This window comes from Massilia sp. ST3, assembly GCF_018119405.1.
In the GTDB taxonomy this organism is placed as follows: Bacteria; Pseudomonadota; Gammaproteobacteria; order Burkholderiales; family Burkholderiaceae_D; genus Telluria.
Genome location: NZ_JAGPWC010000055.1, coordinates 1 through 12478 on the forward strand (window position 1 = coordinate 1; position 12478 = coordinate 12478).

Below are 12478 nucleotides of genomic sequence, written 5' to 3' on the forward strand. Positions count from 1 at the left end.
CCCCCCCCCCCGGGGGGGTGGTTTTTTTTGGGGGCCCCCCCCCGGGGGGGGGGGGGGCCGCCCCCCCCCCCCCTACGCTTTAGAACTCTTCCCAGCCTTCCGTCGACACGGCCGCCTTGGCCTTCGGCCTGGCGATCGCCGGACGCGCCGGCGCGGGTTTGGCTTGCGGCTTGGCGGCCGGCAGCGCCGGCGCCTGCACGGCCACCGGAGCCGCCGGTTCGGCGCCGGTGCGGAACACCGCGACCGCCTTCGCCAGCATCGCGGCCTGCTCCCGCATCTGGCTCGACGCGGCGGCGGCTTCCTCCACCAGGGCCGCGTTCTGCTGCGTGCCCTCGTCCATCTGCGCCACCGCCTGGTTGATCTGCTCGATACCGGCTGTCTGTTCCTGGCTGGCGGCGGTGATCTCGGACATGATGTCCGTCACGCGGCGCACGCTCTCGACGATCTCCTGCATCGTGGCGCCGGCTTCGGCCACCAGCTTGCTGCCGCTGGCCACCTTGTCGGTCGATTCGCCGATCAGGGCCTTGATTTCCTTGGCCGCGTTGGCCGAACGCTGCGCCAGGTTGCGCACCTCGCTCGCCACCACCGCGAAGCCGCGGCCCTGCTCGCCGGCGCGCGCCGCTTCCACGGCCGCATTCAGCGCCAGGATGTTGGTCTGGAAGGCGATGCCGTCGATGACGCCGATGATGTCGCCGATCTTGCCGGCCGAGGCGTTGATCTCGCCCATGGTGCCGACCACCTGGCCGATCACGTCGCCGCCGCGCGCGGCGACGTTCGACGCCGCCTCGGCCAGCACATTGGCCTGGCGCGCATTGTCGGCGTTCTGCTTGACGGTCGAGGTCAGCTCTTCCATCGAGGAGGCCGTTTCTTCCAGCGCGCTCGCCTGCTGTTCGGTGCGCGAGGACAGGTCCTGGCTGCCGGCCGCCACTTGGGCCGCGGCGACGGCGATGGTGTCGGTGCCGGTGCGGACTGTGCCGACGGTGCGCGCCAGGTTCTCGTTCATGTCCTTGAGCGCTTGCAGCAGCTGGCCGGTCTCGTCGCGCGTGGTGACGTCGATGTGGCTGCTCAGGTCGCCCGCGGCGACGGTGCGGGCCACTTCCAGCGCCTTCGCCACCGGACGGGTGATCGAACGCGTGATCCACCAGGCGACGGCGGCGGCCAGCGCCAGCGCCGCGGCGCCCAACGACCACATCAGGATGGTGGTGCTGTAGTAGGTCGCGTCGGCCACGGCGGCGGCGTCGAGGGCGATCTTCTTCTGCAGCGCGGTCTGGTCGGCGGTGGCCTTCTTGAGGCGATCCTGCACCGGACGCAGCTGGCTCTTCATCAGGGAGCGCGCGGCGTCCTGCTCGTCCATGTTGATCAGCCTGATCAGGCGATCCTGGCCAGCCACGTAAGCGGCCGTCTCGGTCTTCATCTGCGCCAGCAATTCCTTGCCGCGCAGGCTGACCAGCGACTTGTCCAGCTCGGCGATGATCTGGTTCACGGTGCGGCGGTGGGTCATGACCTCGTCGACCAGTTTGGCGCGGTCGGCCGGGTCGTCGGTCAGCAGCATGTTGCTGATCGCGATGGCGATATCGTTGATGGCCTCTTGCATGTGGCCGGCCGCTTCGATCTTCGGCATGCGCTGGTTGACGATCTCGTTGGTGCCGTCGTTGACGCGGTCGAGCATGGCATTGCTCAGGACGATCATCGCGACCAGCATGGCGCCGACGATGCCGAAGCCCAGGGCCAGGCGTTTGCCGATCTTCAGGTTGGCGAGGTTCATGGTATCTCTTTCTTTGTTGTTCAGGCCGCGTGCGGCAGCGCCGCCACCAGGCCCAGTTCGTCGGATTGCATCAGCTTGTCGATGTCGAGCAGGATCAGCATGCGCTCGCCCACCGTGCCCAGGCCGCATACGCAGTTGGACTCGGCGCTCGCGCCCATGTCGGGCGCCGGGCGGATCTGGTCGTCGCTGAGGGTGACCACGTCGGACACGCTGTCGACCACCATGCCGATCACGTGCTGGGCGATGTTCAGGATGATCACGACCGTGAACGAGTCGTAGGACGGCTCGCCCAGGCTGAACTTGATGCGCATGTCGACGATGGGCACGATCGAGCCGCGCAGGTTGATGATGCCTTTCAGGTGGGCCGGCGCGCTGGCCACCCGGGTTGGCGCCTCATAGCCGCGGATTTCCTGCACCTTGAGGATGCTGATGGCGTACTCTTCTTTTCCAAGGCGGAACGAGAGGACTTCCTGCTCTTCCGCCGACTTGACCGATTCCATGTTTGCTCCGACTGTGAACTGCGAAATGTAACGTCTTGTTACTAGGCAAGATACATTACGGCGAAGCGGCCGCGGAATCGATGGCGGAATGGAAAGGCAGGTGAAATATTCCTTTTTTTCTCCTGGCCGTATGGCGCGCCCGCAACGGTCGAGCCGGCGCGGCGCAAGGATGCAAGCCCATCCGTGGCCATCCTGGCAAGCCGCCCACCTAATGAAACAGCCGATTGTCCGATTGCACGTAGAATCTCCCCGTTCAGTGCCTCCCGGATGAGAATGTGACCGGCTCCGATGCTCCGCTCCCCCGCAGGCCGCTGCGGGCCTACCTGCTATGGCTGGTCCTGGCCACCCTGCTGCCGGGGATCGTGGGCGCCTCGCTGCTGTTCGTCCACCAGTACCAGAAGGCGCGCGCCCAGTTCGAGAGAAACACCATGCAGACGGTGCGCGCACTGGTGCACACCGTCGAAAGCAAGCTGTTGCGGGGTCAGGCCATCGCCCAGACCCTGTCCACCGTCGACGCCTTCGAGGACGGCGATCTGGCGCGCGCACACAGCCAAGCGCGCGAGGCGCTGGCCCTGAGCGGCGCGGGCATGAACGCGGTGCTGCGCGACCGGAGCGGGCAACAGCTCATGAATACCGCCGTCGATTATGGCATCGCGCTGCCGCTCGATCATTCGCCCCAGATCGACAAGGTGTTCGCGACCGGCAAACCGTCGGTGTCCGATGTGTTCAAGGGCGCCGTGCGCGGCCAGCCGACCGTCAGCATCGACGTGCCGGTGCTGGTGCGCGGCGCCACCGGGTATGTGCTGAGCATCGGCCTTCGCGCCGACTATTTCGAGGACGTCCTGACCCCGAAGTCGGTTCCGGAGGGCGCGGTGGCGTCGCTGTTCGACACCCGGGGTGTGATCTTCGGCCGCAATGTCAATGCGGCGCGCTTTATCGGCGTACCCGTGACTGAAAGCCTGCGCAAGGACATCCAGCGCTCGCGCGAGGGGGTGTTCTACGGCACCACCCAGGAAGGCGTCGACGTGCTTACCTTCTATGCGCGCTCGGAACCGACCGGCTGGGGCGTGGCGGTGGGCGTGCCGCGCACCTTCCTGATCCAGTCGCTGCTGGAACCGCTGGCGCTGCTGCTCGGGGGCCTGGCGCTGCTGTTCGCCATCGGCCTGTGGCTGGCCTGGCGCATCGGGGGACGCCTGGCGCATTCGGTCAACGGACTGCGGGCCGGCGCGATCGCCCTCGGCAAGGGCGAACCGGCGCCTTTCAACCGCGCCGCGGGCATGTGCAGGGTGGCCGAGGTGGCGGAGGTGGCCGAGGCGATCGGTACCGCCTCGCAGCTGCTGGCCGAGCGCGCCCGGGCGCTGGCGGCCAAGGAACGCGAGCTGCGCGAGTCGCATGTGCTGGCCCGCTTCGGCACCTGGCACTGGGACCTGGAGAGCGGCGCCATCGAGACCTCGGATTCGGTGCCGTTCATCTTCGGACGGGCTGTCCCGCCCTTCCCCGGACAGCGCGGCACCCTGCTGCCGGAGGAATCCTGGCTGCGCATCGAGCGCCTGCGCCAGGACCTCGCGCGCACCGGCGGCAGCGGACGCCTGGAGCTGGAGGTCAACCACGCCGACGGCCGGCGCATCTGGATCGACTGGCGCTGCGAGAGCATCGCCGGCCCGGACGGGCGCGTGGGCGCGCTGCGCGGCACCCTGCAGGACGTCACGGAGCGAGCCAAGGCCGAGGAAGCCCTGCGCCAGGCCGACCAGCGCAAGAACGAATTCCTGGCCATGCTGGCGCACGAGCTGCGCAATCCGCTGGCGCCGATCGCCTCCGGCGCCCAGCTGCTGGGCCAGGACCGCCTCGACCCGGCGCGCATCAAGCAGATCAGCGCCATCATCGCGCGCCAGGCGCGCCACATGGCCGGGCTGGTGGACGACCTGCTGGACGTCTCGCGCGTCACCCGCGGCCTGGTCGTGCTGGCCAAGCAGCGGCTCGACATCAACGAGGTGCTGGCCGACGCCGCCGAGCAGGTCCAGGAATCCGTGCGCCGCAAGGGCCACCGGCTGGAGGTGCGGCTGCTGCCCGCGCCCGCGTATGTGATGGGCGACCGCAAGCGCCTGGTGCAGGTGGCCGGCAACCTGCTGCACAACGCGGTCAAGTTCACCGCCGACGGCGGGCATATCGAGGCCGAGCTGGAGGCCGGCCCGGATTCGGTCAGGCTGCGCGTGAGCGACAACGGCATCGGCATGGCGCCCGCCGAACTGGAACGCGCCTTCGACATGTTCGTGCAGGGCGAGCACACGCCCGACCGCGCCCTGGGCGGGCTGGGCATCGGCCTGGCCCTGGTGCGCAGCCTGGTGCAGCTGCACGGCGGACAGGTCGCGGTGGCGAGCCACGGCACGGGCCTGGGCAGCAGCTTCACCGTCACCCTGCCGCGCTGCGCCGAGCGCGCCGGCCCGCGCCAGGACGATGCGCCGGACGCCGCGTCCAACGCGCGCCGCCTCAAGGTGATGGTGGTCGACGACAACCAGGACGCGGCCGAGGTCCTGGCGATGTACGTGGCCGCCCATGGCCACGAGGTGCTGGTGGAGAATGCGTCGCCCGCGGCCCTGGAGCGCGCGCCCGGCTTCGGGCCGGACGTGTGCCTGCTAGACATCGGCCTGCCCGACATCGACGGCCACGAACTGGCGCGCCGCCTGCGCGCCGACCCGCGCACCCGGGGCGCGCTGCTGGTCGCCGTGACCGGCTACGGCCAGGAGCAGGACCGGCGCGCCAGCGCGGCGGCCGGCTTCGACCACCACCTGGTCAAGCCGGTGGACATGGCCAGCCTGGGCCGCATCCTGGAACAGGCCGCGGCCAGCGGCGCCCTCGAGGTGTGACTAGCGTTTCACCCGGCTGAAGGCGTCGCCCTTCTTCCAGGTGGGCATGGATGGCGCGTTGGCCACGGCGTAGCCGAGGTTGAGCGTGAACTGGGCTTGCTGCACCATGCCCGACAGGTCCCAGTCCGGCCGGTACTCGTCGCTGATCTGGTGGTAGTGCTGCTTGAAGCCGACCATCTTCTGGCTGGACGCGTCCTGGCCGTGCTCGAACTCGAAGTGGCCGTCGCCCGAGAACACGGCCGACCCGACGTTAAAGGCCGGCACACCCGCCTTGGCGAAGTTGAAATGGTCGGCGCGGAAGTAGGCGCCCGACAGGTCCGGGATGGTGGGCGCCAGCTTCAGGCCCATCTGCCTGGCCACCGCCCCCGCCGTGTCGTACAGGCTGCTGCGCTCGGCGCCGGCGACGCCGATGTCCCTGGTGCGGCCGACGAAGTTCAGGCTGTCCAGGTTCAGGTCGGCCGCGGTCTGCGCCAGCGGCACCACCGGGTTCCTGACGTAGGCGGCGCTGCCCAGCAGGCCCTGCTCCTCGGCCGCCGGCCACAGGAAGACCTGGGTGCGGCGGGTGGGCTTCCTGACCGCCTCGGCGGCCATCGCCAGCAGCGCCGCCGTGCCGGAGGCGTTGTCGATGGCGCCGTTATAGATGCGGTCCTTCTTGCCTTCGGCGGCCGCGCCCTCGTCCATGCCCAAGTGGTCCCAGTGCGAGGAATACACCACGGCCTGCTCCTTGAGCTTGGGATCGGTGCCGGGCACGATGCCGACCACGTTGAACTGTTCGACCTGGCGCACCGCGGACTTGAGTTCGACGCGGGCGGCGATCTTCAGGTCGACCGGGCGGAAGTCGCGCCGCTCGGCCTGGGCGCGCAGCTGGTCCAGGTCATGCCCGCCGGCCGCGAGCAGTTCGCGCGCCGTGTCCTCGTGCAGCCAGCCCTCGACCGGGTTGCCGGCGCCGGCCAGGTGGAAGCGTTCGTGCGAGAAGCCGTTGGCCGGCACGCTCCATGGATAGGAGGACGACGGCAGGGTGTGGATCAGCAGCGCCCCGGCTGCGCCCTGGCGCACCGCTTCCTCGAACTTGTACAGCCAGCGGCCGTACCAGGTGTAGGCCTTGCCGGCGAAGCGGTTCGGCTCCTCGCTTGTCGGCTGCGGGTCGTTGACCATCATGACCAGGATCTTGCCCTTCATGTCCTGCCCCTTGTAGTCGTTCCACTTCTCCTCGTCGGCGACGACGCCGTAGCCGACGAAGACCAGGGGCGCGTCGAAGGCCAGCGCGGTCTTGCCGCTGGCGGTGCCGAACACGATGCCCTTGCCGGGCTCCGGGGCGAGGCGCTTGCCGCCGGCCTGGAAGCTGACGCTGCTGCCCGGCAGCAGGCGGGTGCCTTCGATCCTGACCGGCTGGCGGTAGCCGCCGCCAGGAATCGGCTTCAGGCCGATCAGCGCGGCCTGGGTCTCCAGGTAGCGCACCGCCAGGTCGCCGCCGCGCTGGCCGGTGCCGCGGCCTTCGAACAGGTCGTCGGCCAGGAAGGACAGGTGGGCGCGCAAGGCCGCTTCCGACACCTTCGGGGCCGGCTGCTGCGCGTGGGCGGAATGGGTGAGGAAGGCGGCGCTGAGGGCCAGGGCGGAAGAACGGAGTCGCATCGCAGGGTTCGCAAAGAGTCGTCAAAAGGGCATCTTACCCCAGCGTGCATATGTTTACGCCAAGTCTTGGCTGCGCGCGCGCGGCGTCCTATACTGCCTTCATTCTTAACTGTTCATCAAGGACGCGCCATGGCCGTTTCCCGACGCAGCGCGGTGGCCGCGCTGGCCAGCCTGCCGCTGGCGGCGCATGCCGCTGCCGCCACTCCCGCCACCAAGGAATCCTCACGCATGTACGGACTGATCGGAAAAATGCGCGCCCAGCCGGGCCAGCGCGACGCCCTCATCGCCATCCTCCTCGAAGGCACGGCCGCCATGCCGGGCTGCCTGGGCTATGTCGTGGCCAAGGACCTGCAGGATGCGGACGCGCTGTGGATCACCGAGACCTGGGACAGCCGCGAGAGCCACAAGGCCTCGCTTTCGCTGCCTTCGGTGCAGGCGGCGATCGCCAAGGGACGCCCGCTGATCGCCGGCTTCGGCGAGCGCTTCGAGACCGAACCGGTGGGCGGCCAGGGCCTGATGGGCAAGCGCAGCGCCTGAAAGCAGATCCTCAGGCAGCGGTCGGCGCGCCCGCGAAGGGACGCGCATCGGTGGGGACGTCGATGACGAAGCTGGTCCCCTCCTCCTGGGAGCTGGACATCAGCACGCTGCCGCCGTGGGCCTCGGCCACGCGCCGCACATAGGACAGTCCCACGCCCCAGCCTTCGCCCGCATCGTGGTTGCCGGCGCGCCGGAACAGCTGGAAGATGCTCTCGCTGTCCTCGGGCGCGATCGGCGCGCCCTTGTTATGCACCAGCACCTGCACGCGCTCGATGGTGGTCGTCACGCCGAGGCGGATCGGTTCCTCGCGCGCGCCGTACTTGATCGCATTGTTCACCATGTTCTCGATGGCGCGCTGCATCGATTCGCGGCACCACCAGCCGGTGACAGGGTCGACTTCGAGATCCAGTTCCACCGAATGGAAGCTCTGGGCATAGTGCGCCACCTCGCGCGCCAGGTCGGCCATGTCGACCTGGGCGATGTGCAGCGGGAAGGGTCCGGTCTTGGAGAAGGAGATCCGGTCCAGCATTTCGCGGGTCATGACGTCGATGCGCTGGGTGCTGGCGACGATCTTGCCGGCGTAGCGCTTGACCGCCTCGTCGCCGGACAAATGCTCGATCATCTGGGCCGCCATCTGCGCGGTCGACAGCGGCGTGCGCAGGTCGTGCGCGACCGAGGCCACGTATTGCTCGCGCAGCGCGGCCTGCACGACGGCGAAGGAATTCGCGCTTTCGCGGATGGTGGCGTCGATGCTGGCGATGAGTATGCTGCGTTCCTCGGCCGTGAGCGTGACGCAGCCCTTCTCCAGTTCCGCGAACAAGGTGTCGCGGAAGATCTGCAGCTCGTGGATGACGTCGGTGGCGTCGTATTCGGTCATCCGGGCGCGCTCGCCCCCATGTTCGCTGGCCACCGCGCCCAGGTCGTTGTGCGCGCGCGCCGCGTAGCCGGGGGTGAGCAGCGCCGCCAGCGTGTCGAAATAGGCGGGAACCGTGTTTTCCAGGATCGGCACCGGCAGCTTGCGCGCCTGCCGCACCGTGCTGCGCACGTTTGCCATCCAGACCGCGAGGATCTGCGTGCGCAAGGCCAGCATCGCCTTCGTGGCGGGCGACAGGTCTTGCTGGTCTGGCGACAGGTGTCCGGTCAGGTTGGCAATCACGCGGCGGGTTCCGTAGTTAGGAAATGAACAACGAATGTGAGCAGAGTCTACATCAGGGCTCAAGGGCGCGGCGCGTGACTGCGTGGGGTGCGGATGAGGTTGGTTGTGCTTATGTGCAAGGTTGCTGGTGGAAGCGGGCGGCTGTGGGTGTGCATGCAAACTTGGGCGGAACAATGCCAGTGGCATTGTTCCGCCCAAGTTTGCAAGCACACCACCAAAGTAAAAAGCCGCCCGAAGGCGGCCCGCACGATGATCAGCGCACCGGCTGCGTCCTCAGCCACTCCATGTACTTCGCCACCCCGTTCGCCACATCGGTGAACGGCTCCGCATACCCCACCTCCCGCAGCGCCGAGATATCCGCCTGGGTAAAGCTCTGGTACTTCCCTTTCAGCTTGTCGGGGAACGGCAGGTACTCCAGCAACCCCTTGTCGACGATCTCGCCCAGCGCCATCGGCGCCCCGCCCTCGTTCGCGAGCGCGTTGACCGTGGCCACCGCCAGGTCGTTGAAGGGTTGCGCACGGCCCGTGCCCAGGTTGAAGATGCCGCGCTTTTCCGCGTGGTCGAGGAAGAACAGGTTCACCTTGACCACGTCTTCCACGTAGATGAAGTCGCGCATCTGGGTACCGGCCTCGTAGCCCTCGTTGGCGCCGAACAGCTTGACCTTGCCCTCTTTCTGGAACTGGTGGAACTGGTGGAAAGGCACCGAGGCCATCGTGCCCTTGTGGCCTTCCAGTGGACCGTAGACGTTGAAGTAGCGCAGGCCGACCACCTGCGGGCCGGTGTCCTTGCCGCGGCTGCGGCCCAGCCAGTGGCGGCGCACGTACTGGTCGAACAGGAATTTCGAATAGCCGTAGACGTTCAGCGGGCGCTCGTGCGCGCGCTCTTCCTTGAACACGGTGCCGCCGCCGTACACCGCCGCCGACGAGGCGTAGATGAAGGGGATGTTCTGGCGCTGGCAGAATTCGAACAGCTCGATGGTGTACTCGTAGTTGTTCGACATCATGTAGCGGCCGTCCATCTCCATGGTGTTGGAGCAGGCGCCCTGGTGCAGGACGGCGGTGAACTTGCGGTCGAACTGGCCGGCGCGCAGGCGGGTGATGAAGTCTTCCTTGTCGAGGTAGTCCGCGATCTCGGCGTCGACGATGTTGTGGAACTTCTCCGGGCGCGACATGTTGTCGACGCCGAAGACGGAAAACGGCTGGCGCTTCGACAGCGCGTGCACCAGGTTCGCGCCGATGAAGCCTGCTGCGCCTGTAACCAGAATCATGGTGGGTCCTCTTTAAGAATGCGTCACGCCGGCAGCGCTGGCGGCGAGCATGGGTTGCAGCGGCTGCCACACGGCGGCCGGCGAAATCTGCTTCATGCAGTTCTGGTGCCCCAGCGGGCACTCGCGCTGCTGGCAGGGGGAGCATTCGATGTGCAGCCACAGCACCTTGGCCAGCTCGGACAGCGGCGGCGTGTGGCGCGGGTCGGTCGGGCCATAGATCGCCACCACCGGGCGGCCGAGCGCGGCGCCGATGTGCATCAGGCCCGAATCGTTGGTCACCACGGCGGCCGCGCGCGAGATCAGGGCGATCGCCTCGCTCAGCGAAGTGGAACCGGCCAGGTTGCACGCCTCCGGCACGATGGCCGTGATCTCGTCGCATACCGCGCGGTCCTTCGAAGAGCCCATCAGGAGGATACCCACGTCCGGGCGCTGGGCGCGGATGGTCTGGGCCAGCTCGGCGAAATAGGACGAGGGCCAGCGCTTGGCCGGGCCGAATTCGGCGCCCGGGGCAAACACCACGTAGGGACCGGCCGGCAGCTCCAGGCGCACCGAGGCGGCCAGCGCCTGGGCTTCGTCCACCCGCATCACGGGCTCGGGCAGCCTGTCGGGACGCGGCAGATGGCGCACCGGCTCGTCCGCCAGCGCGGCGTAGAACTGGGCCATGGGGCGCGGCGCGTCCTTGTCGTCGTGGTGCATCACGTTGACCAGGCCGTAGCGCATCTCGCCCTTGTAGCCGACCCGCTTCGGGATGCCGGCCAGCCAGGGAATCAGGGCGAACTTCAGGGTGTTCGGCAGCACGTAGGAATCGGCATAGCCGCGCGCCTTGAGCATCCTGGCGAAGGCGCGGCGCTCGGCCAGCTGCAGCTTGCCGTGCTTGAAAGGCGCCTCCAGCACGGTGTCGACCTCGCGCATGGCCTGCCATACCGGGGCCACCCAGGTGGGCGCCAGCACGTCGATCGGGCGCTCGGGGTGGCGCTCCTTGAGCCGGCGCAGCAGCGGCTGCGCCATCACGGCGTCGCCGATCCAGTTGGGGGAAATGACAAGGGTGCGCAACATCGTCGTTCTTCGTCGTTCTAGAAGGTTCGTAACCCGGGATTATAGCAATCGCCAGCCCTCGGGCGTGGCCCGCAGCCGGTGCGTCAGGTTCACCCGTTCCAGGAACACGCTGTCGTGGGACACCACGGCCAGCGCGCCCTGGTAGCCGTTCAGCATGGTCTCCAGCGCCGCCAGCGAAGCCAGGTCGAGGTGGTTGCCGGGTTCGTCGAGCAGCAGCAGCTCGGGCGGCTCGTCCGCATACAGCTCGCAAGCCAGCGCCGCCTTCAGGCGCTCGCCGCCGCTGAGCAGGCCGGACGGCCGCTGCACCGCCTGGGCGTCCAGCCCGAGCTGGACCAGCCAGGTGCGCAGCATGTCCTGCCCCACGCGGCGGTTGCGCTCCAGCAGCTGCTGCAGGGTCGAGCGATCCGGATCCAGGCTGCCCAGCCGCTGGTCGAGCCAGGCCACCCGCGCCGGCAGGCTGGCCCGGCCCGCAAGCGGGGCCAGGGCGCCGCCCAGCACCTTCAGCAGGGTCGACTTGCCGCAGCCGTTGGGGCCTTCGATGCCGATGCGCTGGCGCCCGCCCAAGCTCAGGCTGATGCGGTCCAGCGGCGCCCGCGCGAAAGGCAGCACGACGTCCTCGAGCGAAGCGACGCGGCGCTGGGCCGGCGCCGCATCAGCCACGGCGTGGATGCGCACCGCCGCGTCCTCGCGCAGGCGCTCCGCGGCCTCGCGCACCGCCCGCGTCCCTTCTTCGCGCGCGGCCTCGTGCTGCAGGCGCAGCCGGCCGGCGCTGCCTTCGCTGCGCTCCTTGCGTCCGCCCAGCAGGATCGCGGCCTGGTTGGCGGTCTTGCCTTCGCGCTTGCCGCGCGCCTCGCGCCGCGCCTGGCGCTCGCGCTGGTCGCGCCTTTCATGTTCGTCGCGCCGCAGGGCCAGGCGCGCCTGCTCCAGCTGGCGCGCGGCGCCGTCCTGCTCCTGGCGCCGCACTTCCTCGTAGAAGGCGAAATTGCCGCCGTAGCTGCGCAAACCCTGCCCGGAAAGTTCGACGATGCGTTCCATGATGCCCAGCAGTTCGCGGTCGTGGCTGATCACCAGCAAGCCCTTGCGCCAGGCCAGCAGCTGCCGCGCGAGCGCCTCGCGGCCGGCCCGGTCCAGGTGGTTGCTGGGTTCGTCCAGGATCAGGAAATCGGGGTCGCGCAGCGCGGCCCCGGCCAGGGCCACCCGCATCGCCTCTCCGCCGCTGAGCGCCGCCGCCGGCGTGCCGAGGGCCAGTCCCGCCAGGCCGGCGCGCTCCAGCTCCTGGGCCAGGCGCTGGCGGATGTCCCACGCATCGCCCACGGTCTCGAAGTCGGAGGGCGCCGTGCCGCCGGCTTCGATGCGTTCCAGCGCCGCCAGGACCGGCCCGGCGCCGGCCAGTTCCGCCACCGTGGCGGCGCCGTCCTGGCCGGCATGCTGGGCCAGGTAATACAGCGAGGCGGGACGCAGGCAGCGTCCGGCGCTCGGTTCCAGCTCGCCCGCCAGCATGCGCGCCAGCACGGTCTTGCCGGCGCCATTGCGCCCGACCAGGCCGGTGCGGCGGGTGTCGAATTGTTCGGTGAGACTGGAAAACAGGATCCGGCCGTCCGGCAAGATGAAAGATGCGCTGTCGAGCGCGAGGAAAGATTGCGTCATGGATGCTCCAGGAATGCCGGCGGACTTCCCTGCTGTGCGGGAAGGCGAAGAAGG

9 protein-coding genes are annotated in these 12478 nt (G+C 68.8%); 2 read left to right on the forward strand and 7 right to left on the reverse strand.

What is annotated here, in order from left to right:
- Positions 1-79: 79 nt before the first annotated feature.
- Entirely contained in the window at positions 80-1765 is a 1686-nt protein-coding gene (locus KBW98_RS17275) for a methyl-accepting chemotaxis protein (RefSeq protein WP_211521399.1), read from the reverse strand.
- A gap of 20 nt (positions 1766-1785) precedes the next feature.
- Positions 1786-2265 carry a chemotaxis protein CheW gene (locus tag KBW98_RS17280; protein WP_211521400.1) on the reverse strand — a complete coding sequence of 160 codons (480 nt, stop codon included), beginning with the start codon at positions 2263-2265 and terminating at the stop codon, positions 1786-1788.
- Positions 2266-2540: 275 nt separating this feature from the next.
- Here KBW98_RS17280 and KBW98_RS17285 point away from each other — a divergent pair, with 275 nt between their 5' ends.
- The gene (locus KBW98_RS17285) at positions 2541-5129 is read left to right on the forward strand and encodes an ATP-binding protein (RefSeq protein ID WP_373888965.1); all 2589 of its coding nucleotides are present in this window, start codon (positions 2541-2543) and stop codon (positions 5127-5129) included.
- On the opposite strand, the gene KBW98_RS17290 is transcribed toward KBW98_RS17285, so the two are convergent.
- A complete protein-coding gene (locus KBW98_RS17290) occupies positions 5130-6761 on the reverse strand; it encodes a M28 family peptidase (protein WP_211521401.1) in 1632 nt (543 codons plus the stop codon).
- A 129-nt stretch (positions 6762-6890) separates the two neighbouring features.
- On the opposite strand from KBW98_RS17290, the gene KBW98_RS17295 reads away from it, so the two are divergent.
- Positions 6891-7298: a putative quinol monooxygenase gene (locus KBW98_RS17295; protein ID WP_211521402.1), complete on the forward strand. Its 408-nt coding sequence runs from the start codon at positions 6891-6893 to the stop codon at positions 7296-7298.
- A gap of 10 nt (positions 7299-7308) precedes the next feature.
- Here KBW98_RS17295 and KBW98_RS23975 read toward each other — a convergent pair whose 3' ends face one another.
- The 4 genes from KBW98_RS23975 to KBW98_RS17315 form a co-directional block, all read right to left on the reverse strand.
- Complete coding sequence (locus KBW98_RS23975; protein WP_211521403.1) at positions 7309-8454, reverse strand: sensor histidine kinase; 1146 nt, start codon at positions 8452-8454, stop codon at positions 7309-7311.
- Between the two features lie 253 nt (positions 8455-8707).
- A complete protein-coding gene (rfaD, locus tag KBW98_RS17305) occupies positions 8708-9721 on the reverse strand; it encodes an ADP-glyceromanno-heptose 6-epimerase (RefSeq protein WP_211521404.1) in 1014 nt (337 codons plus the stop codon).
- 12 nt (positions 9722-9733) lie between these two features.
- Positions 9734-10777, reverse strand: coding sequence for a lipopolysaccharide heptosyltransferase II (waaF, locus tag KBW98_RS17310; protein WP_211521405.1), 1044 nt, complete (start codon positions 10775-10777; stop codon positions 9734-9736).
- Between the two features lie 39 nt (positions 10778-10816).
- Entirely contained in the window at positions 10817-12424 is a 1608-nt protein-coding gene (locus KBW98_RS17315; protein WP_211521406.1) for an ABC-F family ATP-binding cassette domain-containing protein, read from the reverse strand.
- Positions 12425-12478: the final 54 nt, after the last annotated feature.

What these genes read in the sequence shown, in the direction of transcription:
- rfaD (WP_211521404.1), bottom strand. Translation starts at nt 9,721, where the DNA reads ATGATTCTGGTTACAGGCGCAGCAGGCTTCATCGGCGCGAACCTGGTG.
- KBW98_RS17280 (WP_211521400.1), bottom strand. Translation starts at nt 2,265, where the DNA reads ATGGAATCGGTCAAGTCGGCGGAAGAGCAGGAAGTCCTCTCGTTCCGC.
- KBW98_RS17275 (WP_211521399.1), bottom strand. Translation starts at nt 1,765, where the DNA reads ATGAACCTCGCCAACCTGAAGATCGGCAAACGCCTGGCCCTGGGCTTC.
- KBW98_RS17295 (WP_211521402.1), top strand. Translation starts at nt 6,891, where the DNA reads ATGGCCGTTTCCCGACGCAGCGCGGTGGCCGCGCTGGCCAGCCTGCCG.
- KBW98_RS17290 (WP_211521401.1), bottom strand. Translation starts at nt 6,761, where the DNA reads ATGCGACTCCGTTCTTCCGCCCTGGCCCTCAGCGCCGCCTTCCTCACC.
- KBW98_RS17315 (WP_211521406.1), bottom strand. Translation starts at nt 12,424, where the DNA reads ATGACGCAATCTTTCCTCGCGCTCGACAGCGCATCTTTCATCTTGCCG.
- waaF (WP_211521405.1), bottom strand. Translation starts at nt 10,777, where the DNA reads ATGTTGCGCACCCTTGTCATTTCCCCCAACTGGATCGGCGACGCCGTG.